Origin of the sequence: Paenibacillus sp. SAF-068, from assembly GCF_051967555.1 — a bacterium.
In the GTDB taxonomy this organism is placed as follows: Bacteria; Bacillota; Bacilli; order Paenibacillales; family Paenibacillaceae; genus Paenibacillus.
Genome location: NZ_JBQCJX010000003.1, coordinates 120922 through 143174, shown reverse-complemented (window position 1 = coordinate 143174; position 22253 = coordinate 120922). Strand labels below are relative to the sequence as shown.

17 protein-coding genes are annotated in these 22253 nt (G+C 46.7%); 6 read left to right on the top strand and 11 right to left on the bottom strand.

The features are described 5' to 3' along the window. Window positions 1-35: 35 nt before the first annotated feature. Window positions 36-839 carry a DNA-binding protein gene (locus ACTHPG_RS18400; RefSeq protein ID WP_440390925.1) on the bottom strand — a complete coding sequence of 268 codons (804 nt, stop codon included), beginning with the start codon at window positions 837-839 and terminating at the stop codon, window positions 36-38. 165 nt (window positions 840-1004) lie between these two features. Between ACTHPG_RS18400 and ACTHPG_RS18395 the strand changes: the two genes are divergently transcribed. After that, window positions 1005-1352 (top strand): helix-turn-helix domain-containing protein, encoded by a 348-nt coding sequence (locus tag ACTHPG_RS18395; RefSeq protein WP_440390924.1) that lies wholly within the window; start codon window positions 1005-1007, stop codon window positions 1350-1352. 75 nt (window positions 1353-1427) lie between these two features. On the opposite strand, the gene ACTHPG_RS18390 is transcribed toward ACTHPG_RS18395, so the two are convergent. The 5 genes from ACTHPG_RS18390 to ACTHPG_RS18370 form a co-directional block, all read right to left on the bottom strand. Continuing rightward, window positions 1428-3122 carry a diguanylate cyclase gene (locus ACTHPG_RS18390; RefSeq protein WP_440390923.1) on the bottom strand — a complete coding sequence of 565 codons (1695 nt, stop codon included), beginning with the start codon at window positions 3120-3122 and terminating at the stop codon, window positions 1428-1430. Window positions 3123-3457: 335 nt separating this feature from the next. Beyond that, window positions 3458-4228 (bottom strand): AAC(3) family N-acetyltransferase, encoded by a 771-nt coding sequence (locus ACTHPG_RS18385; RefSeq protein WP_440390922.1) that lies wholly within the window; start codon window positions 4226-4228, stop codon window positions 3458-3460. A gap of 166 nt (window positions 4229-4394) precedes the next feature. After that, window positions 4395-5819 carry an L-arabinose isomerase gene (araA, locus tag ACTHPG_RS18380; RefSeq protein WP_440390921.1) on the bottom strand — a complete coding sequence of 475 codons (1425 nt, stop codon included), beginning with the start codon at window positions 5817-5819 and terminating at the stop codon, window positions 4395-4397. A 269-nt stretch (window positions 5820-6088) separates the two neighbouring features. Continuing rightward, a complete protein-coding gene (locus tag ACTHPG_RS18375; RefSeq protein WP_047840995.1) occupies window positions 6089-6784 on the bottom strand; it encodes an L-ribulose-5-phosphate 4-epimerase in 696 nt (231 codons plus the stop codon). 1 nt (window position 6785) lies between these two features. Continuing rightward, complete coding sequence (locus ACTHPG_RS18370) at window positions 6786-8402, bottom strand: xylulokinase (protein WP_440390920.1); 1617 nt, start codon at window positions 8400-8402, stop codon at window positions 6786-6788. A gap of 432 nt (window positions 8403-8834) precedes the next feature. Here ACTHPG_RS18370 and ACTHPG_RS18365 point away from each other — a divergent pair, with 432 nt between their 5' ends. Then, on the top strand, window positions 8835-9926 hold the full coding sequence (locus ACTHPG_RS18365) for a GntR family transcriptional regulator (protein WP_440390919.1): 1092 nt from the start codon (window positions 8835-8837) through the stop codon (window positions 9924-9926). A 163-nt stretch (window positions 9927-10089) separates the two neighbouring features. Here the strand turns inward: ACTHPG_RS18365 and ACTHPG_RS18360 are convergent, their stop codons facing one another. Then, on the bottom strand, window positions 10090-10854 hold the full coding sequence (locus ACTHPG_RS18360; protein WP_440390918.1) for a leucine-rich repeat domain-containing protein: 765 nt from the start codon (window positions 10852-10854) through the stop codon (window positions 10090-10092). A gap of 362 nt (window positions 10855-11216) precedes the next feature. Between ACTHPG_RS18360 and ACTHPG_RS18355 the strand changes: the two genes are divergently transcribed. Genes ACTHPG_RS18355 through ACTHPG_RS18340 form a run of 4 tightly spaced genes read left to right on the top strand, consistent with a single transcriptional unit; the run spans window position 11217 to window position 15154 of the window. After that, window positions 11217-12293, top strand: a complete 1077-nt coding sequence (locus ACTHPG_RS18355) for an iron-siderophore ABC transporter substrate-binding protein (protein ID WP_440390917.1) — start codon at window positions 11217-11219, stop codon at window positions 12291-12293. Next, window positions 12286-13326, top strand: a complete 1041-nt coding sequence (locus ACTHPG_RS18350; RefSeq protein WP_440390916.1) for a FecCD family ABC transporter permease — start codon at window positions 12286-12288, stop codon at window positions 13324-13326. The genes ACTHPG_RS18355 and ACTHPG_RS18350 overlap by 8 nt, the downstream gene beginning before the upstream one ends. Beyond that, window positions 13323-14354 (top strand): FecCD family ABC transporter permease, encoded by a 1032-nt coding sequence (locus tag ACTHPG_RS18345; protein ID WP_440390915.1) that lies wholly within the window; start codon window positions 13323-13325, stop codon window positions 14352-14354. The genes ACTHPG_RS18350 and ACTHPG_RS18345 overlap by 4 nt, the downstream gene beginning before the upstream one ends. Next, complete coding sequence (locus ACTHPG_RS18340) at window positions 14354-15154, top strand: ABC transporter ATP-binding protein (protein ID WP_440390914.1); 801 nt, start codon at window positions 14354-14356, stop codon at window positions 15152-15154. Before ACTHPG_RS18345 ends, ACTHPG_RS18340 begins: the two co-directional genes overlap by 1 nt. Window positions 15155-15217: 63 nt before the next feature. On the opposite strand, the gene ACTHPG_RS18335 is transcribed toward ACTHPG_RS18340, so the two are convergent. The 4 genes from ACTHPG_RS18335 to ACTHPG_RS18320 form a co-directional block, all read right to left on the bottom strand. After that, window positions 15218-16432, bottom strand: coding sequence for a sensor histidine kinase (locus tag ACTHPG_RS18335; protein WP_278297540.1), 1215 nt, complete (start codon window positions 16430-16432; stop codon window positions 15218-15220). A gap of 237 nt (window positions 16433-16669) precedes the next feature. Next, entirely contained in the window at window positions 16670-18529 is a 1860-nt protein-coding gene (locus tag ACTHPG_RS18330; RefSeq protein WP_440390913.1) for a hypothetical protein, read from the bottom strand. Between the two features lie 11 nt (window positions 18530-18540). Then, window positions 18541-20832: a glycosyltransferase family 2 protein gene (locus ACTHPG_RS18325; RefSeq protein WP_440390912.1), complete on the bottom strand. Its 2292-nt coding sequence runs from the start codon at window positions 20830-20832 to the stop codon at window positions 18541-18543. Continuing rightward, window positions 20832-21926, bottom strand: a complete 1095-nt coding sequence (locus ACTHPG_RS18320; RefSeq protein WP_440390911.1) for a GtrA family protein — start codon at window positions 21924-21926, stop codon at window positions 20832-20834. Before ACTHPG_RS18320 ends, ACTHPG_RS18325 begins: the two co-directional genes overlap by 1 nt. Between the last annotated feature and the right edge of the window lie 327 nt (window positions 21927-22253).

The following is a 22253-nucleotide window of genomic DNA, read 5'->3' as shown; positions in this document are numbered from 1 at the left end:
AAGGCATATCCTACCAGTTTCAGTAAACACCTCTTCTACTTCATTTCCTCAAGCATCATTCGATACCGCCCAATTTGCTCCTCTGTCGCCTCTTCCCGCAATGATTCCAACAATGCCGTGCACTTTATAAAATACCGATCCATCCCTAGCTTATCCGCTAACCAGATTGCCTGCAAAATGAACTCCACTGCCTCCTCTGGTCTTCCCATCCACTGTTCATACAAAGCCCGCTGATAACAGCAATGGTACACATCATCGTTGTTTGAAGAACCATTCTCTCTAACTACACCCTGTATCTGACCCTCGAATACCTGTAAAACCCGATCAATCTGCCATCTATGCCGCACTGCTGCTTCCGTAATCACTTTCAGACCCACCAACCTTTTCTCCGGATGCTCAAGCAAAAAGTTCACAAACTCCTCCAGCAGTTCCACCTGCCCGGCTTCAATCTCAAGCGCATACCGATTCACCTGTGCCTTATGCCTGAACTCCTGCACCACCTGCATGCCTACCTCATCCAGATCCTCCATCCATCCCAGTTCTGCATATTGATCGATACATGCCCTAGCCTGATCTACCTGTCCCATCTTCTGGTGAGCCATCCCCCGCATGAGGTGACTGAACCCGTAATAGTAGACCAAGGGCCGCTCGATATGTATATGGGGTGCAGGCACTCCCTTTGACTGATACTTCCGCCGCTCTTCATAGATGGACTGCACACATTGATATAACATGTCTGCCCTCTCCATCACCTTGTTCCAATTTTCAAAAGCCACAGCCATGTCCAGCATTTCAACAATGATGTCCGGTTTGAGTGATTTTAGGATAGATTTTCGCAAAAGGAGATCCTCCTTAATTATCCATTTTCTGATAATTGTATAGATAAACCAAAAGAAGATCAATATAAATTGTACTTATAAGTACTTTTATTTAACGGTACAGTTTGCACATATTAGTCTGTATGGATTCCATAACCTCTTCTAACCTTAAGTGGAGGTGATCAAATGAGTTTACCAGAGGACGTAGGAAATCGAATACGTGAATTAAGGAAGGCCAAAGGCTGGACTCAGGAACAACTGGCCGAAGCAGCAGGTCTTCATTACAGCTATATTGGTGGAGTTGAACGGGGAGATCGTAACATTTCTTTGGAGACTCTTGAGAAAATAATAAATGGATTGCAGGTCACTGCTGAAGAAATCTTTAAATTCAAAGAAGACTCTGAGTACAAAAGAGCCTTGGACGAGCATATAACTTTAGTTAGCGGCAAAAGTACAGATACTATCGTATCATTGACCAAAATTAGCAAAGAAGTTTTAAATGCTATCGAAAAATCACATAAAGATTCCGATTAATCATATCTGCGGCATCATCAACCGCTAACACCAAAAAGAGTGGAGTAACGCCTCCACTCTTTTTTAATTTCCTTTTCAAACAACTCCCCGCTCAAACTCCGCAAACTCCACTCTGTTACGCCCATTCTGCTTCGCCTGATACAACGCCTTATCCACCGCAGCGAATAGCTGGGTCAAATACCCCTCCGGATTGTCCGGCACATGCTCCACTTCAAAATCCTCAAAGGAAAGAATTCCAATACTAATCGTAATCGACACCTGCGTAATCTCGTGATCCACCATAATGCGGTTGGACTCCACAGCGGTCCTCACGCGCTCTGCGATTTGGTTGGCCAAGTCATGCTCCGTATGCGGAAGGTAGATCATGAACTCCTCCCCGCCATAGCGCGTTAGAATATCCGTACTGCGAATCGATTGTTTAACAGCCTCTGCCGTGCGGACGAGCACTTCATCGCCGATGACATGTCCGTAGCGATCATTAATCGCTTTGAAGTAGTCGATATCGAGCAACAGGAGTGAGAATGGTGTTTTGTATTGAATATTGGTTATGACCTCGTGATTCAGATGCTGGGTCAGATAACGTCGGTTGTAACAGTTGGTCAAACTGTCCGTCAGCGCGAGTTCCTCCAGTTTGCGATTGGCCTCGGATAACTCCTGACGGATCAGGTCCAGCGCCTGATTGCGCTCCTGTAGCGTTACGTTCTGCCGATTCATCTCTTTCACATAGAAGCGCTCCTGCGAGACATCCTGGAACGTGAGGATATGACCGATCGGCACAAGAGCCGAATCGACAATCGGAGAAGATTGCAGGATATAGTGCCGGATGTTGTTATCCCGCTCCACGATCACTTCAATCTGAGAGAGGGTATTTTCCTTTTTCTTATAATGATTCACGAACTCCCGACAGCTGCCCACAACATGAACCGACTCCAGAAATAGCTCCATATCAAAAGAATCCCCCACATGCAGATCCATAAAGGATCGCGAGGCTTTGTTCGCTTCAACAATGACTTCATTCTCATCAAGTACCAGGATGCCATATGGAATCGTATTGATTACATCCTCATGTGCAATGGAGACCAGGTCGAACACGTTGTATCTTTTGATCACATAGACGAAGAACAGGTCTGACAGAAAGATCCCCAGCGAAGTCATGCCAGGAATGATGGGCAACCAGCGGGCTAGAACCACATTCAGGATCGCATCAATGGTTGCAAACACAGCCAAGACCAAGATGCCCCATAGGGTGATCCGCACCTGTTTTTTGATCATGGCAGACGTCTGCGATGAATACACCGCCCGGAACAGAACGACGAGAGACGTCAAGAAATAGCTCACCAGAATAACCATCACAACCCAGAACCAAGGACCGTAAGCCCGCTCGATATACCCGCCCTCCAGCGGGATGACGAACTCATTCCATGGATTAGCGACCACACCTATAGCCCCGATCACCGCAGGGACAAATAGCAAAAACGTTCCTTTTGCACTTAAGCGCTCTGAATAGCCGGTAATAAAGATCGTCAGTAGAAGCCACCCGCTCCCAAGCAGGGAGACCGCAACAAAAGATAACGTAACATAGAACAACTGCAGACCAGAATCATCCGTGAGCGTACTGGCAAATTGACAGAAAGGCCAGAGCATCATCAACCCGTGAAACAAAAAGTACACCTTATGTAAATTCGTAATTCTAACCGTAGCAAACACATATACACCTACACCGAACAATAGGACAAATAAAAAGAGATCATACCATACTAATGGGTTCACGAATCTTCTCCTTCTTAGATGCTACAATGACAACGTGGTTGTTCATGATTCTATGGGATACTTCTATTAAACTTCAATAAACATCTATACTATACTGCTACGTCAATTCTATTGGTTAATTTAACCATATCTTATCACACCACCCTAAGGGTGAGTAGCCCATACACTGGAAGTCTGACCAACCTCTGATCGAAATGCTGATCTATTTCTGATGATATATGAATGCTTTTGAAGGATTGGAGTGCAACTAGGAGAGGACATCAACTGCTCAGGAGATATTCAGATATCAGCATTTGACGGATATTGAGCCATCCGGCTACCGGACGGCCCTTGTATCATTCGGTTACTGCATCCAGAGGGAGATTGTCCGTGAACAGATCAGGGTTATCCTTCAACATCTCCGTAATTACTTCCGCCGTCTTAGCCGCATCACACACTCTTACGACTGCATCACCAAGTTTTCCTTTACGCATCGCGCCTTCACGAACCAGTACCTCGTCTACTTTCCAGAAATGCTCCGACCATGGCAACCCACAATGTCTGCGGGATGGTACTGAAATCTGGCTTCCATCCGGTAAAACCGTATACAGCATCTCATGCTCGTCCGTCATTCTGCCAGGGATATCCACCCACTCTTCGACGCCATGGATAAATGTATTCCGCTTCAAATCAACGCCTACCAACACGATCGTCGCTTTCCGATCGAGCAATTTCCCCCATGCTGAACCTCTCGCACATGGTGTATCGAAGAGATGATCATCCTTCGTAAATGCCTCTGCGTCCCTTCCCAGTGCCGCTACCGAGTGCGTAGGGTGCCACGAACGAACCACGCCCGGACGTTTACGGAAAAGCTCAGGCAGAATGCCTACGCAGCATACAGAATTTTCCACGTGGAACATTGGGTTATCCGCATTAATGGTAGACCACGTATGGGTGGGAAGCACCAACAATCCGTCTTTCATATAATCGCTAAAGGCATCCAACACGGTGTCTGCCCCACCTTCAACCTCACCTATACTTTTCATTGAAGAGTGAATAAGCACCGTACTTTGCCCATCCAATCCGAGCTGCTCCAGTTGCTGCATCAAGCTTTCTTTTGTGTACATATCCTTCCCTTACCTCCTTCATTTCTTATCTCTTTTCAATGGAAAAGCAATTCCTTGCTCAGCTTCACATCATGCTTCTCAGCATAACAAACAAAGGGCCGAGGGTTAACCCCCGGCCACAGAGAAAGATTTGTATAAGTTCATGCAGTAGCTGCCACTCCACTTTTTACTTAATAATAACGTACTCCAGATTCACCAGCTTCGCATATGTCACGATCTGATCTGTTGTCAGGTTCAAGGATACCACCGTATGGTGACCGCCACCATTTTCGATCCATGCTTTTACCCCGTCCTGGAAGTTTGGCTTCACACTCCACAGAACACGTGCTACCGGCAGGTTAGGTGCTGGAACGGTTGGCTCAAACGCGGATACTTCGTTGATCAGCAGTTTGTAATGTGTACCGAAGTCTGCCATGGATACCACGACACCCTCGCCTGCTTTGCCGTCGAACACAAGACGTGCAGGATCTTCGCGATCGCCAATACCCAGTGGGGACACGATGATTCTCGGTTTGGTGCTGGCAAGTGTCGGATCCACTTCAAGCATGTGAGATTGAAGGATTGCTTCCTGTCCAGCAGCCATCTCGTAGGTGTAATCTTCCATGAAGCCCGTGTTCTCGTTATGAGCCATGATTTTCAGCAAACGATCCAGTGCAGCTGTTTTCCAGTCACCTTCACCGGCAAATCCGTACCCTTGAGCCATCAGCCGTTGTACTGCCAGACCTGGAAGCTGCTTCATGCCATGCAGATCTTCGAAGTTTGTCGTAAAGGCGCTGTAACCACCTTCGTCCAGGAAACGTTTGATCGCAATTTCATAGCTCGCTTGCACACGTACGCTGGCTTCCCAAACTTCCTTGCTGTTTGTGCCATAGTCGAATTCATAGAGGTCTTTATACTGAGCAATCAGATCATCGATTTCCTGCTCTGTTACAGCGTTCACGTATTGCACGAGGTCGCCAATGCCGAAGTAATCAACCGTCCATCCGAATTGGATCTGCGCTTCCACTTTATCGCCTTCGGTCACGCCAACGTTGCGCATGTTATCACCGAAGCGAGCGACTTTGAGGTTGAAGCCTTCGTTAAAGGCAACCGCTACGTCCATCCAGTCTGCAACCTGTTGTTGCACTTCCGGGCGCTCCCAGTAGCCAACAACGATTTTGTTTTGTTTTTTCAAACGAGCATTGATGAAGCCATATTCGCGGTCACCATGTGCCGCTTGGTTCAGGTTCATGAAGTCCATATCAATGGTTGCCCACGGAATGCTTTCGTTGAATTGGGTTGCCAAGTGCAGCAAAGGTTTTTGCAGCAATTTCGTACCACGAATCCACATTTTCGCCGGGGAGAAGGTATGCATCCATGTGATGACACCCGCTACTTCGTCGCGGTAGTTGACTTCCTTCATTGTGCTCGTGATTTTATCTGCGCTGACCGCCAGGTCCTGCAATACGAGCGGGTATGGCAGCACGCCACTTGCATTAAGGGCATCCGTAATTTTCTGTGCGTTGGCTTTTACTTCACCCAGTGCTTCTTCACCGTACAAGTGCTGTGAACCGACGACAAACCAGAATTCTTTTGCTGCTGTTGCTGACATATAATCATCCTCATTTCATTATTTTATAGTTGAACAATATGGGTTTACACTAGAACACTGCGAAGCCAGAATAATCTTCCGATCACTGTTATCCCCAGATTTTTTGATTCCCTTTTCTAAAGGGAAAATCCGGGGATAAAGGTGAACGCTCCGCTTCTCCAGCTTTCTTCTGTCTTCTCCGTTATTGTGTAAAAAGTATAGTTGAACAAGTCATTCGCACAACTAAACCTCTTGGAAGCCAGAGCATGCTTCCAGTCACTTATAACCGACTACTTCTGTCCGTAATACGCGTCTTTTCCGTGTTTGCGCAGATAGTGTTTATCCAGGATGCCTTGTGGCAGTTCCTTCGCGAAGTTATTCAATTGGCGCGCGTACAGATTCATTTTGCACACTTCCTCCAGCACGACACTGTTCACCACCGCGGACTTGGCATCTTTCCCCCACGTAAATGGTGCGTGACCATGGAGCAACACTGCCGGAACCGCCATAACGTCAATTCCACGCTGTTCAAACGTTTCAATAATGACGCGTCCTGTCTCCGCTTCGTATCCGCGATCCACCTCGTCCTGGTTCAGGAAACGTGCACAAGGCACCGCTCCATAGAACGTGTCCGCATGTGTCGTTCCCATCACGGGTACGTCCAGTCCGGCTTGCGCCCAGATCGTCGCCCATGTGGAGTGCGTGTGCACGATGCCGCCAATCTCCGAGTAATGCTTATATAGTACGGCATGTGTTGCGGTGTCCGAGGAAGGTCTCATCTCACCCTCCACCACGTTACCATCCAGATCAACCACAACCATATCGCTTGCTTTCATCACATCGTAGCTAACGCCACTTGGTTTAATGACGAACAGACCACTTTCCCGATCAATTGCACTGACGTTACCCCATGTGAATTTCACAAGTCCGTGTTTGGGCAGTTCCAGATTCGCCTGGAATACCTCTTCTTTCAGTTGTTCTAACATGTTATTCCCTCCCGTTCTCTACCAGATGATCTACAGCTGATTGCTCAATCGTGAGACCACTCCGGTAGCGTTCGATAAATGCTTCAAACCCTTTCACATCCGATGCATCCGGCGCCACTTCGACTCCCTCCACATCGTTAAAGACCTTCTGCTCCAGGAACACATCCAGGCTCTCCTCTTGGTCCTTGTTGATCATGTACGAAGCCAGAAGTGCCATGCCCCATGCGCCGCCTTCACCAGCGGTAGACATCACCGACACCGGTACGTTCATCGCAGCAGCCACAATTCGTTGTCCGACGACAGGAGTCTTGAACAGACCACCGTGTGCCAAAATACTATCAATGGCTACATTCTCTTCCTCCGTCAAAATGTCCATGCCAAGCTTAAGTGCACCAAAGGCACTAAACAGATGTGTCCGCATGAAGTTCGCCAGACTGAAGTTGCTTTCCGGGGAGCGGACAAACAATGGACGGCCTTTCTCAAGTCCCGTAATGTTCTCACCGGAGTAGTATCCGTAGCTGAGCAAGCCACCCCCATCAGGGTCTGCCTCCAAAGCCTTGTTAAACAACACGCTGAACAACTTGCCGTTATCCACTTCATATCCCATCGCTTGAGAGAATTCACGGAACAGTCCCACCCAAGCGTTGATATCACTGGAACAGTTGTTGGCATGCACCATCCCTACTGGACTACCATCCGGTGTGGTGACCATATCGATCTCGGGATACACTTTGGATAATTCTTTCTCCAGTACGATCATGGCAAATACCGAGGTGCCGACCGAAATGTTCCCCGTGCGTTTCTTCACGCTATTTGTTGCCACCATACCCGTTCCGGCATCGCCCTCTGGCGGACAGAGCGGAATGCCTGCTTGCAGATCTTGCGAAGGGTCGAGCAACTTGGCTCCCTCTTCCGTCAATGCTCCTGCGTTCTCACCAGCGAGATATACCTTCGGAAGCAGGTCCTCGACCTTCCACGGATAACCTTTGCCTGCGATCCGTTCATCGAACTGTTGGATCATGGATGGGTGGTAATTATGTGTAGCCTCGTCAATTGGGAAAATGCCTGAAGCATCGCCGATGCCAATCGCCTTATTGCCCGTCAGCAACCAATGGATGTATCCAGCCAGAGTTGTCAGGTGATCGATCCGTGGCACATGCGCTTCTTCATTTAAGATGGCTTGGTACAAGTGAGCAATGCTCCAGCGTTCCGGAATATTGAATTGCAGAAGTTCCGTCAGCTCCCTAGCAGCTGCTCCCGTCGTCGCGTTACGCCAGGTGCGGAAAGGCACCAGCAGTTCGCCTGCGCTATCCAATGCCACATATCCGTGCATCATGGCCGAGAATCCGATCGAACCAACTGTTCTCAGCGTGATTCCGTACTTCTGTTCCACATCTTGCTTCATCTCCCGATAAGCCGTCTGCAGACCTGTGATAATATCCTCCTGGTTGTACGTCCAATATCCGTCTTTCAGAAGGTTCTCCCATTCATAACTGCCTGACGCAATGGTCTCAAAATGCTCGTCAATCAACACCGCCTTAATCCGTGTTGACCCAAACTCAATTCCAAGTGAAGTAGCGCCCTTGGTAATGGCTTCTTTCAAGTCCGATTGACTCATAATCACATGTATCCCCTCTCCGGTTGCGATTCCACATCCCTTAGGATGCATATATAAGATGAAGCTTTTACTTAGGGCAGTGGCTAAACTACATTTTGTATAAATGCTTCCTGTTGTGTTTTCAAAGAATGCGCTTTCCTTTTCTGACAGCCTTAGTATATTTTTTGTACGTACATTTGTCAATAATGTATAATAGTTATACTTACAAATGACACATATTGTACTCTGTTTGACCTTTCAAAGGTCTTACACAGCTATAAAATGGCTATGCTGTAAGGTACACCTCCATGCGAAAAAGCCGAATATGTACGGTTCATTTCGAAAAATGTTCGGTTTTATTTGCTTCCCATCTGAATCATGCTAGAATATGTACGTACAACTATTGAAAGAACAACGTGATATAGATGAGTAATGATGAAAGAAGTGGACTACGTGAAGCCAAAATACCAGGTCATCATTGATGATATTAAAAGTCATATCCTTTCGGGGACATATAGCATAGGCGAACAGATCCCAACCGAGTTGGCATTACAGGAGAGCTACACCGTAAGTCGCCAGACGGTACGGAAGGCCATTTTGGAGTTATCAAACGAAGGATTTTTACGAAGCGAAAAGGGTTCAGGGACCTACGTTAGCAATCAGTATCGATTGCGATCTGGCAGTAATACGTCCAAGAAAACGATTGGCGTGATCACGACATACATCTCGGATTACATCTTCCCGTCCATCATCCGCGGTATAGAGAGTCGTCTGAATGAGGACAACTACTCGTTACTGCTGGCCAGCACCAATAATGATGTGGCACAGGAGAAAAAAGCACTCGAAATGATGCTCTCCTACGGCGTGGATGGCTTGATCGTCGAACCGACCAAAAGTAATCTGTACAATCCCAATATTGCATACTACCTGTCATTCAAGGAGCAGGATGTACCGTTTACGATGATTAATGCATTCTATGAAGAGTTGGAGGTTCCGTTCTTCTGCCTGGATGACGTGCAATCCAGTTATCTTGCCACACGGGAATTGATCTCCAAGGGTCATACACAGATCGGCATTATTGCGAAAATGGATGATTTGCAAGGTAAATATAGGATGAAGGGGTATATCAAGGCACTTGGTGAAGCGAAGTTACGGTTCCATCCTGATCAAGTGCTTTCCTTTGATACCGCATCGAAACCGGAGTTATCTTCTAATGTAGCAACGTATCTGGATGAAAACAGGGATTCGCTCACCGCAATCGTCTGTTACAACGACGAGGTGGGACTGGAGGTCGTGCATGCTTGCAGGCAGCTGGGGATTTCCATCCCGGATGAGTTATCCATCATTGGTCAGGACAATTCGTATATCGCCAAGAACGCCAACATTCGGCTTACCACACTAACCCATCCCCAAGAGCAAATGGGCCGCGATGCTGCCGACTGGGTAATCAAGAATCTGCAAGGCAAAAAAGATCTGCCGACGAACACCTACTATCAGCCGGTGCTGGTTGAGGGAGAGACGGTGAAGGAGATCGACGTGGAGTAATATTGCTGTGTGCAGCACGGGCGTTAAGTTGTTACCAAGCGCTTCTATCCACACTTAAAGAAGGCCGTCAGAATAATCTGCGGCCTTCTTTGTTCTTGTCCATTATCATGAAGAATTATCTTTTTCCGATATTATAAGCTGCTTCAGTGGAGACCGACAGAACTTACTTTGCCTGATCCGCTTCTTCGCTTACCAAACTTACAACGATGCCTTTCTTCTCCAAGTTTTTCACAACCTGCTCTGCACGTTCATTCAACGGATTGTCCGCCAGATATACCTCTGTCAGATGCGGAATGGTTTCGAGCACTGCAATATCCTTAATGAGGTTATCTTCTACATAAAGATACTCCAGGGTCGGATGATTTTTTAGAGGTTTCAGATCCTGAATTTTATTATCATTCATAATGACCCATTCCAACTTTAATTTGCGAAGAGGACTTAGGTCGGTCACCTGATTACCGCTGGCGAGCAAACTGGTCAGCTTGGGCATATTTTTTAGTGGAGCCAGGCTTTTGATTTTGTTATCGTCCATAACCAGATTTTGCAGATTAGTCAGACCTGAAAGTGGCGAGATATCTGTAATTTGGTTGCCTTCAACCGCTAAGAACGTCAATTTCTTTAACTTGTTGAGTGGCTTAATATTTTTAATATTTTGACCAGGCAAGAATAGATCCGTCATATTAACCGCGTGTTCAAGACCCTGCAAGTTGGAAATCTTATTTTTCGTTTCCATAGCATATATGGATTTTAGTTTTTTCAAATCGCCAGCCTTTATTTCCTTCTTAGCCGATAGCTTCAACTCTGCTCGAATCACTTTGGCCAAGACCGGGTCCTTAATAAGCGACGACGCAGCCAGCACACTCGTTGTTGGTAATAGAACAAAAACCATACATAAAACGATCAACCTTTTGATGAATTGATTATGCATATAGAATCTCCCTACATTTTATTTATTACTAGAAATATACCATGATCTGGAATGAAATACATGAATAACATCTCTAGCTCTATTTAATAGAACCCCCACGGCTCTCATCCTCTAACTATTCTGTTAAGAACGGATCATGGACTACTTTCCCAACGAATGTAACCCGAATATAATATGGACGTTTACAATTTTTTTATTGACACTGTCTTTAATAAAAAGATATATTTATTGATGTTGATAATCATTATCAAATGTATAAAACGTTTTATATACATATTTTTATACATATCAATGGATGTAACCAACCCATCGGGAAGTCAAGAAGCACCCAATACATTTTAGGATTCAGGAAGGGGAAACACATGAATACCAAGAGAAAGTTTCCGTTAACCGCATTACTGATCTCACTGGTCTTTATCCTGGCACTAGTTGGTTGTGGTAATAAGACTGAAGAACCAGCAGCAACTCCTGCTGCAAGTGACTCGGCAGCTACCGAAACACCAGCAGCTACAGGTGAGAATGCCGGATATCCGATTACAATTACGCATGCCTTGGGCGAAACCGTTATTGAGAAAAAGCCTGAGCGTGTAGCTACAGTACAATGGGCTAACCAAGATGTCGTTCTGGCGCTTGGACAAGTTCCTGTAGGGTTCTCGGCAGCCAACTTTGGTGTTCAGGATGACAGCGGACTGCTGCCTTGGACTGCGAAGAAACTCGATGAACTCGGTGTAACTGACCCGAACGTTTTCCAAGATACCGACGGACTTGATTTTGAAGCCATTTCCGATTCCAATCCGGATGTCATTCTTGCAGCATACTCCGGGATCACGCAGGAAGACTATGACCTTCTTAGTGAAATTGCTCCAGTGGTAGCCTATCCAACGGCTCCATGGGCAACAACATGGCGTGAGCAGGTTACTTTCAATGCGAAGGGTATGGGTATGGAAGCAGAAGGCGAACAGCTGATCAAAGATACAGAGGCTATGGTAAACGAGAAGCTAGCCGCATATCCTCAGATCAAAGACAAAAAAGTGGTGTGGGTCAACTTCTCCGCTGAAGACATGTCCAAACTTCATATCTATACACCTGTAGATTCCCGTGTGGCTTTCCTGGGTGAGCTCGGATTGGTTGTCCCGGAGAGTATCACTAGCCAAATTGAAGATCCTAACAGCTATTCCCTGAGTCTGAGTGCAGAGAATGCTGAAGCCCTGAATGATGCAGATATCCTTGTTGGATATGGTAGTGCCGAGTTGTTGAAAGCCATTCAGGCTGATCCATTGCTGGGCAAGATCCCTGCGGTTAAACGTAGTTCCGTCGCATTCATTGAAGCAGACACACCATTGGTTGCTGCTGGAACACCAAACCCACTGTCCATTTCCTACACGATCGATGACTACCTGAAATTAATTGGTGGAGCAATCGACAAAATCAATGAATAGTACATCGGTTCCGAATGAAAACCGAATACGGGCACAAGTCCCCAAGAACTTCATCTTGGTGTTAGTCATTTGTTTCATTCTGCTCGTTGCAACTCTGATTGCCTCACTGGTCTTTGGTTCTAGACCCGTGAGGTTTCATGAGTTAATCGACGGATTATTTCACCCGGAAGTAGATTCATACGGGGCTAACATCGTGCGCAAACGCATCTCCCGAACCGTCTTCAGTTTGTTATGCGGGGTAGCACTCGGTGTATCAGGAGCACTTATGCAAGCCGTTACCCGGAACCCACTTGCCGACCCAAGCATATTGGGCGTCAACACAGGTGCATCGCTGTTTGTGGTGATCGGTATTGCCTTCCTGAACATCAACAGCGCCAATCAATATATCTGGCTGGCACTGGCCGGAGCTGCAATAACGGCTGTGTTCGTATTCGGAATCGGCTCAATGGGGCGTGGCGGAGCCACGCCCATTAAGCTTGTGTTGGCCGGAGCGGCCATCAGCGCCGCGCTCTCGTCCCTCGTCACCGCCATTATGATTCCTCGCTCTTATGTCATGGACCAGTTCAGGTTCTGGCAAGTGGGCAGCGTAGGATCGGCAACCTGGAGTGGAATCAGTACATTCATTCCGTTTCTGCTCATCGGCATACTCATTGCATTTCTCACGGCCCCGGCACTGAATGCGCTTGCTCTGGGTGACGATGTTGCAACAGGACTTGGTGTTCGAACAGGAACACTTCGATTCATTGCGGCTCTTGCAGGGGTCTTGTTATGCGGAGCGGCGACTGCACTGGCTGGACCTATTGGGTTCATTGGATTGTTATCCACCCACGTTATACGCCTGATCATAGGCCCTGATTTACGATTTGTCATACCCATGTCAGCCATAGCTGGAGCGATCATTCTAACGATATCCGATGTCGGCGGCAGACTCATCAGCAACCCTGGAGAGCTTGAAGTCGGCGTCGTTACCGCATTCATCGGTGCTCCCATATTAATCATCCTTGCGATGCGATCGAAAGTGCGTTCATTATGAGAGATCAATCGATTGAATTTATTATGGCGGGCAGACGCCACCGACGTCGCCGCTGGATACTTGTCACCAGTCTCCTTGCCATACTTGCATGTGCTCTATGCTGCGCCATGCTTTTGCTCGGCAACACCATCTATCCGGTTAAAGATGTCATCAGCTCTCTATCGGGAGAGAAGATCAAAGGAGTTTCTTTTGCCGTTAATACGATACGTCTACCGAGAATGCTCACAGGTCTCTTTGCCGGATTCGCCTTCGGTATTGCAGGTTACACCTTCCAGACCATGTTGCGGAATCCATTGGCGAACCCTAATGTCATCGGGATCACGTCAGGTTCAAGCGCTGCGGCTGTGTTCTGTATCGTTGTGCTTCATGCAAGCGGAGCCATTGTTTCTTTGGCTTCAGTGATTGCAGGTCTGGCTACGGTGTTGTTCATCTATGTGCTCTCCAGAGGAAAAGTGTTCTCCATCGGAAGGTTAATTCTTATCGGGATTGGTATTCAAGCCATGCTTGATGCGGTCATCTCCTATCTCTTACTGGTTAGTTCGGAAAAGGATATTCCTGCTGCCATCCGCTGGCTCACAGGCAGTCTGAATGGTTCTCAAATGAGTGCACTGCCGCCTCTGGTGATTACCGTGCTCATCTGCTCACCTATCATCATGATGCTCGGCAAACACCTCTCCATACTGGAACTTGGAGAGCAATCGGCATTTTCATTAGGTGTAGATACGGACAAGACCAGAATTGCGCTTATTGTGAGCTCCGTCTGCATGATCGCCATTGCTACCGCAACTACAGGTCCGATCGCCTTTGTCTCCTTCCTTGCGGGACCTATCGCGAAGAGGCTTGTAGGTGTTGGGTCCTCGAACATTATCCCGGCAGGTCTGGTTGGTGTTAATCTGGTTCTAGCCTCAGATCTCATCGGACAGTTTGCTTTTGAGTACAGATTCCCCGTAGGCGTCATTACCGGATTACTCGGAGCACCGTATCTGATCTTCCTGTTAATCCGAATGAATCGTAAGGGGGAGTTATAATGAAACCGACACATGTATTTGAAGCAAAACAACTCGTTGCGGGATATGAAAATAAAACCATTATCCATGGAGTGGACATCGTTATACCAAGCAACCAAATCAGTGTCATTATTGGCTCTAACGGTTGCGGTAAGTCTACCCTTTTGAAAACAATGGCCAGACTCATTAAGCCTACATCCGGCAGTGTTACGCTGGACGGCAAAGTTATTAGCAAGATCCCGCCCAAGCAATTGGCTCGCGTGATCGGATTGCTCCCGCAGTCTCCCATTGTTCCAGAAGGTATCTCGGTAGCCGATCTGGTTGGTCGTGGAAGGTTTCCACACCAATCCTTATTCAGTGGATGGACCAAAAAGGATTATGAGGCTGTGGCTGAAGCCATGACCATCATGAACATCACCGAATTTGCCAATCACAATATTGACGAGCTTTCAGGGGGGCAACGGCAACGTGTGTGGATTGCCATGGCGCTTGCGCAACAGACGGATATCCTCTTTCTCGATGAGCCGACGACCTTCCTGGATATCACGTATCAAGTCGAGATCCTGGACTTGCTTACCGAACTGAATCGCAAACACGGAACGACCATTGTAATGGTACTGCACGATATCAACTTATCGGCGCGGTATGCAGATCATATCTTTGCGCTTCACACCGGGAAGCTTGTGGCTGAGGGTAAGCCCGCAGAGGTCATAACAGCCCCACAGGTCCAAGACATTTTTGGATTGGAATGTACCGTGATTGAAGACCCCGTTTCGGGGTCACCGATGGTGGTGCCCAAGGGGCGATATCACACGCGATAGACGAATAGCGGCAGCGGAGACAAAGATGCCTTTGTCCCCACTGCCGCTATCTTATTATTAAGCCTAGTCCATTTTAGCTAAAAAGCGAATAGTTACCGAGGTACCCCGACCCTTTGCGCTCTGGTATTCAATCGTTCCCTCATACTTTTCCACGATATTGTAACAGATCATTAAACCCAGTCCCGTTCCATTGGTCTTCAATGAATAGAACGGAGTCCCCAGCGACTTCACTTCTTCGTCTGTCATGCCGCTTCCCTGATCCGTTATTCGCATCTCCACCCACTGCTTCAATCGCTTGGCGGATACGTTGACGGTTGTCCCTGTATCCGAGGCTTCCAGTGCATTTTTGATAAGATTGATCAGTAACTGCTTGAACTCAATGGTATTAATGCGAATCATGCAGTCCTCTTCCGCCTGTACCTCTATATGTTTATTCGATAACATTGCATAGGAGCTGAGCAGACCCGTCACACCTTCAAGAACTTCCTTAACATCGACCTTCTCTGGCCTTAGTTCTCTATTGGGTTTGGCAAGAGTCAGGAATTGGGAGGTTACCTGCTCGACGGTATTCAGCTCATCAATCATTAAAGCAAACTTATTCCTCACCGGTTGCTCAAAAGTTGTATCTTCTCGATATAACTGCAAGAAACCTCTTACAACCGTAACCGGATTTCGAATTTCATGTGCGACAGCAGCAGTTAAATTGGCGATCATTTTCAAACGCTCCGATTGCTGTAGTTGCTCCAAATACAGTTGTTGCTTCCTCATCCGGGAAATGGTCAGGTGGAAAATAAGAAAGAGAATGACCTGGCTCGCCATAATATTAATAAAATTGCCTACCACATCCGTATGTAAATACGCGTACTCGTTTCCTTGGTTATACAGAAGATTGTAACCAAACGTTAAGAGAAGCAAAATCCCGTTAAGAATCAATGAGCAATAGAATAATTTCAGATCATAGAACAGGATGGCGAGGGCTGGAAGAAGACAGATGAGAATATAGTTGGTCCATGACTGGGGATATAAAAAAGCAAGTGTGTAGAAGTAAGCGAATCCAATCAGAATAATGCTTAATCGAAAGGGAAACGTCTCTACCTTTGGATACATCAATAAACATACGGATAGCACGGTAACACATAGACAATGGATCACATACCCCGCCGTAATCCCCTTCAATTCGGTCGTGGACAGGACTAATCCAGATAACATCAGAGCAATGATGGTTAGCATGGAAATGTAATACGTTTTCCTATTAATCGGGTTGTGCAGTTCCTTCATGAGTTCACCACTTTGAGATGGATTTAGACGTGTGAATGCGGCCCCATCATAATTTCATGGAAGCCTCTCTTCAATGCGGCTTTCCGCTATCTACAAGTATCATTGTATCTTATTTGACGAGCACTAAAAAGCCATACGGATGATGTCCGTACAGCTTTTAGTTGTTGTTTTGCACATTCCCCGAATATGGAGCTTATCCCGTCCGACGATCCGAAAATAGAACATCATCATCCTAACTCAAGTCAACGTAAGCATGATCTGATCTCCGGAACGGGTAATTTTGTAGATCCCCTCTTGCATATCGATGCCATAATGTTTCTTGAGCAACCACTTGGCGTTGAGATCCGTCTCGACGACCACCAGATAATCGTAGCCGCTCAGAAGATTGTCCATATTGTCCTCATAGAACAACACAATCCCGTCCACATGTGGAGCATACAAGAAATACTTCCCTACATATTGCATGTAATAGTTCGTGACCTGCTGGTCCCTGTCTGAGGCGTAGAAGAGATATCTGTTGTTATCCTCCTGCCCACCTGGATACCACCGATCACCGGTAACCGCATGAATCTTGTAAGGGAGGGTTGTATCATAACTTTTGGCGATAGACACGATACCATTGTATTCAGACAAAAGAATGGTGGCCGCAACCGCCATACATCCGATAATGCCTTTTTGATAATGACCTTTCGTCTTGACCGTCTTAAAGGATTGATAATCAGGCACTTCACCGATCCGATAATGGAAGGAACGCTCTAGGTCGATCGCAGCGCACAACACCAACCCACCAGCGAACAATACAACGATACTCGATGCATAACGCTCAAATCCCGCCAGGACAATGGCCTCATCGAGAGGCATGGAGAAGAGATACAACGCCAGTATGCCTGCATAGTACAGTAACAATACAACGTCCAAAGCAATTAATGCTTTCCATAGGTTCCACTTCTTCTTGAGCACAACAACGGCAAATACCGAAGCTCCAATCGCGACAAGCTGGAAAAGTACAATGCCGAGCACAGGCCTGGACGTGATATCCATGCTTGATTTCAGGAAGAGCATCAGAATCTCCCATTTCTGTTCTCCCGTCTTGCCTGCTTTGATCACCGCAGCTGTTCCCTCGAATTTGTTATCAACCCCTTGGAATACCGTCCCCATTCGCCAGCTCCAGCCGAGATACGGAAGGAATGAACCACTAATGGTACCCAGCACAGCCAGTCCAACTTTCCAGTTCGAGCGTTGCCCATTTTTCAGCCATGTATACACCAGGAAGATCAGGCCGATCGCAGTGAAAATAATCCCTGTGCTTTTGATGATCGTCAGCAACCCCGCAAGCGGAAGAACAACAATACATGCCTTCATGATCTCATTCCGATATTGGTAAATAACTGCCAGGATCGCGAGCGCGTAAATCGGAAGCAAGAAATCCACGAGCAGATTGGTAATCCGAATCGTAAGGTTGAAAAAAGAAAGCGTAGATAACCCGAGTCCGAGAAACGCGTACAGGAGAAAACGTTTCTTCTCTGAAACGATGCCAAACATGGCATAAAAACAGGAAAAGATCAGCAGTCCCTGTGCCAAAAGCATTACGGACTGGGAATGCCCCATGAAGCGACAGACATAATAAATAAATGACGAAGTCCCCAGCGGATAATTTTTAAAATCAATCAGGCTGGAGTCTGGTGTCGGAAAGGCATTCGTACTCAGCATCTGCTTCAACACAATGGCCCAGTGCGAGAAGTTATCGTAGTGTGTCAATTCATTTTGGAACAGAATCAGCAAAAAGATGAACGTCCCGCCCAGAAAAGAAAACTGAAATAACGAGAACAATACATTCGGTTTGGTTTTGGTCCCTTGTCGGATAGCTCGAACCAGCGTACCTCTAACAAACACCAAGCCTAGGATCAACACAATAATACTTCCTATAAAGAGCTGGCCTGCCAAGCCAGCGAAATATACGATGCAGGCAATCGAGGAAAACACAAATACAGGGATAAACTCCCACCGTAGTGCAAGTGTCTTCCGAACAAACTGCATGTAACCAACAAAGGAGATTATCAATAAAACTCCCATCACAAAATGAAGCACAATGAGCATCTTTATCTCCCCTAACCTTCTCTGGTGGAACGATCGGAATGTGGCTGAATCAGATCCGTCAGCAATTGGTCGATCAGGCCCTTCTCCACAATATCATCGATATTCTCTACCGAAAGAAGTACTTCATGCTCACGGGCTGTCGTTTTCCCCGTATGTTGCAAAATGACTTCAATATTACTCTTCGTATAAAAAGTAACGACCGCTCCCGCCGCAATATCACCATGAAATCCCGTCGCGGAGAAGAAGCGATAATTGAAGCTGCGCAGCGTACAGCCCGCATCATTGGTGAAATGAACTGGAAGCTGAAGGGAAAGCCGCGGCATTTTTCGCTGATCCGATTTGGGTTGAACAATCCGTTTTTTTACATTACGTAACATATCGTCATAAGCCGTATCCCACAGGTTCATCTGCTCTGGCAACGAGTGTTTACGGTCATAGATGATCTGCATATATTGACGGTTATCATGCTCATCGACTGGCTGAACCGTTGCGGAGTAACGCCAGCCCTCTCCATCCTGTTTCACGTACACGATGACTGCATCGAGGTTCGCTTCATATCGCTCGGTTTTGACAATCAGTGAGATGACCTTCTGCTCAGCCAAATAAATGGGATACGGGACATAGAAGGCAATCCCTTGTTCGGATACATCCACCGTCTTGGCCTGATATCGCAGATTGTTGGCTTGGTCGTGAATCGTAACATCTTCCTGCGCCCGAATCCGTTCTGTCTCCCGATACGCACGACGGCCAATCATGAAGAACAGGGCGTAAAATAGCGCGATCATGTTATGAATCAGCCAGAAAATAATGATACTGCTGAAGAACAGCGCAATGCCGTACTTGCCGTTGACATACCGAATCACGGCTGCAATGGAAAGCAACAGCAAGAAGATATGCGGAAGTGCATATAACAGAGCTGACATCCATTGTCGGCCGTTCGCCCTGCTTTTGTTGGTAACCTTGAATTTCTTCTCGCGGATACCCAGCGTTTCCAGGAGAACAGGCCAGATTAGATAAGGCATAAATATCGTATCGATAACCTGACTCCATCGCTGATTCCGAATATTGCTGGACAGATATCGCATGGATACACTGTAGAAGAAATAGGATGGAAGCCAGAATATCAAGATTTGCCAGAAGGTGGTGTTTACAATCTGGAAGTCGAATAACGCAAACAAAATTGGCGCCAAAATGAAAATCAACCGGTTAAAGAAAGACCACCAGTATAAGAAACTGCTTAAGTAGGTCACTCTCGTCCAGAAAGGAAGCTTCCCGGATACGGGTGCCCGCGTATTCTGCAGGCTCTGAATAATACCCCTCGCCCAGCGAATCCGTTGCTTGATCATGCTCTTGACTGTGGTAGTCGTCTGCCCGGCAGCTTGAACCTCTTGCGTAGCATAGGTAATATAACCTTCCTGCTGCAAGCGGATGCTTGTCTCAAAGTCCTCGGTGATCGTATTGAGCGGAAAACCTCCGATGTCTTCCATACCCTGCCGGGAAATGATCGTATTACTGCCTGTATAGGCTACCGCATTGGAGGCATTACGCAGGATGTTCACTTCTCTGGAGAAGAAATCCTGTTCATTCGGGATACCTTGCTCTGCATACAGATTAAACTGGAATAGATCCGGATTGTAGAAGCTCTGCGGTGTCTGTACCAGCCCGAGCTTAAACGTAGGGTCCATCTCATCCTCGCGGCGAAGACGCCATTCCTCATTCTCCTTAATAAACGTGGAGAGCATAAAATAGGGGACGGTTTTCATCAAAAAGGTGTGCTGTGGAATCATATCGGCATCAAACGTTGCAATAAGCGGAGAAGAGCTTTTGCTCAGGGCGTTGTTTAGATTACCGGACTTGGCATCCTTGTTACCGGGGAACCCCAGATATCCCACACCAAACTGTCTGGCAAGCTCCTCCACCTCAGGTCTTGCTCCATCGTCACAGAGGTAGATATGAACCTTCTGCTTGTCCGGGTAATCCATGAACGTACAGGCATTAACGGTTTTATATAACAGATCAACGGGTTCATTATGGGTAGCGATAAATACATCCACATCCGGATAATATTCCGGCGGGACAATTGGAAAGTCGAGCTGTGTACGTTCTTTTTGCATCTTCTGAAAGAATAATTCAAAGGTTGTCAGTACGGTGACCGTTTCAGCCACAATCAGCAGCATACCGAAGATGACGTTCAGCATGCCTTCACCCCATGGCAATGTAAAGAACGTACGCCATACCAAATAAATCGACATCAGGATCATCGTGATGATAAAAAAGATATTCTGCCTTTTTTCGTTTTGCACTACAACTGCTTCCTCCTTGCTGCAAATACCCATCTTCGCTGCAATTGGAAACTGAGCAGGAACAGCAAGGCATCACAGACGAATTTCGCCAGTTTCTCATCTACGAAGAGAACGGTATGGAATAGATATACGCCGGTACTGGAAAGCAAGATCACCACTCCGCATAACGTTAGATAGCGCCATAGACTGCCCTGGCTATCTTCCTTGCGGAATACAAAGTATCTGTTCAGTACATAGTTGACCACAATGGAAATAATTCTCGCAATCACGGTTGCGAGCAGAATTCTTAGATAGTGCTGATCACCCAACAGAGGCCGCAACGCATCGATCAAAAACCAGGCAATGCCCAAATCGACAACGGAACTGGCCACCGATGATGAAATGAACCGCAGGAAATTGGAGAACAACACCCCCATGACCCGAGCACTATCCTGAATCGCTTTAAAATGAGTGCCCGCATTGCCATTCTCATAAATGACTTGGATTGGCATGGTATGAATGGGTATACCAGCTTGAATGCACGAGATGAGCATCTGAAGCTCATATTCAAATCGAATACCGCGTACATCCTGCATAAACGCAAGCAGTCCTGGGCCAAATGCGCGAAGTCCTGTCTGGGTATCGGATAGCTTCTTGCCATAGAGCATGGCAAAAATAAAGGAGGTCATCCGATTGCCGAACAAAGATTTTGGCGGTATGTCCCCCTCACTAAAGTTCCTTACACCAAGCACCAGCGAGTCTGGATGAATCCTGGCCTCTTGGGCTATACGATATACATCTTCCGCTGCATGCTGCCCGTCCGAATCGGCAGTAACCACAAAAGAATCCGCTCCATATTGTTGTGCAATATAACGGAAGCCTGTCTTGAGTGCAGCACCTTTTCCCTGATTCTCCGCATGTCTCAGCAGCGCGCATCCGTTCTCTCCAAGCTCCTCGAAGATGGGCTGATACGCCTCACCCGATCCGTCGTCTACAATGACAATATTGATAAACCCATAGTCTCTCAATTGACGGACATAGGATAGAAGTCTCTCATCTGGTTCCAGCGATGGGATAAGGATGATTGTTCCGTCCTTTTGTTCATTTGTAATCATCCTAATTAAGCCTCAATTCGACATATTTTCTCAAAAATCTGCTTTGAATATTGTGAGTATACCATCGTAAGGTTGGACAGTAAACGAACAAGTTTGCAATCTACTGGTAAAAAAGTTTTATACCTTTATGTGTGGGAACATAGTCGAAAAATACTGGTAGAGGGTTGTTCCTGTCTAGGCCTACAGGATATTTGCATACAAATAAGAAGCAGATGCACTCAGACATTCAGCTTCTTATTTATAAGTATTAATATAAGAGTAAGATTTAATTCCTGCCTGGTTTTGTAATTATGGTTTACTTTGTACTCTCCTATACTCAAATAAAAA

Bases quoted from the DNA above. Each gene is read 5' to 3' on its own strand.
- ACTHPG_RS18395 (WP_440390924.1), top strand. From the start codon at position 1,005: ATGAGTTTACCAGAGGACGTAGGAAATCGAATACGTGAATTAAGGAAG.
- ACTHPG_RS18385 (WP_440390922.1), bottom strand. From the start codon at position 4,228: ATGTACACAAAAGAAAGCTTGATGCAGCAACTGGAGCAGCTCGGATTG.
- araA (WP_440390921.1), bottom strand. From the start codon at position 5,819: ATGTCAGCAACAGCAGCAAAAGAATTCTGGTTTGTCGTCGGTTCACAG.
- ACTHPG_RS18375 (WP_047840995.1), bottom strand. From the start codon at position 6,784: ATGTTAGAACAACTGAAAGAAGAGGTATTCCAGGCGAATCTGGAACTG.
- ACTHPG_RS18370 (WP_440390920.1), bottom strand. From the start codon at position 8,402: ATGAGTCAATCGGACTTGAAAGAAGCCATTACCAAGGGCGCTACTTCA.
- ACTHPG_RS18360 (WP_440390918.1), bottom strand. From the start codon at position 10,854: ATGCATAATCAATTCATCAAAAGGTTGATCGTTTTATGTATGGTTTTT.
- ACTHPG_RS18355 (WP_440390917.1), top strand. From the start codon at position 11,217: ATGAATACCAAGAGAAAGTTTCCGTTAACCGCATTACTGATCTCACTG.
- ACTHPG_RS18350 (WP_440390916.1), top strand. From the start codon at position 12,286: ATGAATAGTACATCGGTTCCGAATGAAAACCGAATACGGGCACAAGTC.
- ACTHPG_RS18345 (WP_440390915.1), top strand. From the start codon at position 13,323: ATGAGAGATCAATCGATTGAATTTATTATGGCGGGCAGACGCCACCGA.
- ACTHPG_RS18340 (WP_440390914.1), top strand. From the start codon at position 14,354: ATGAAACCGACACATGTATTTGAAGCAAAACAACTCGTTGCGGGATAT.
- ACTHPG_RS18335 (WP_278297540.1), bottom strand. From the start codon at position 16,432: ATGAAGGAACTGCACAACCCGATTAATAGGAAAACGTATTACATTTCC.
- ACTHPG_RS18330 (WP_440390913.1), bottom strand. From the start codon at position 18,529: ATGCTCATTGTGCTTCATTTTGTGATGGGAGTTTTATTGATAATCTCC.
- ACTHPG_RS18320 (WP_440390911.1), bottom strand. From the start codon at position 21,926: ATGATTACAAATGAACAAAAGGACGGAACAATCATCCTTATCCCATCG.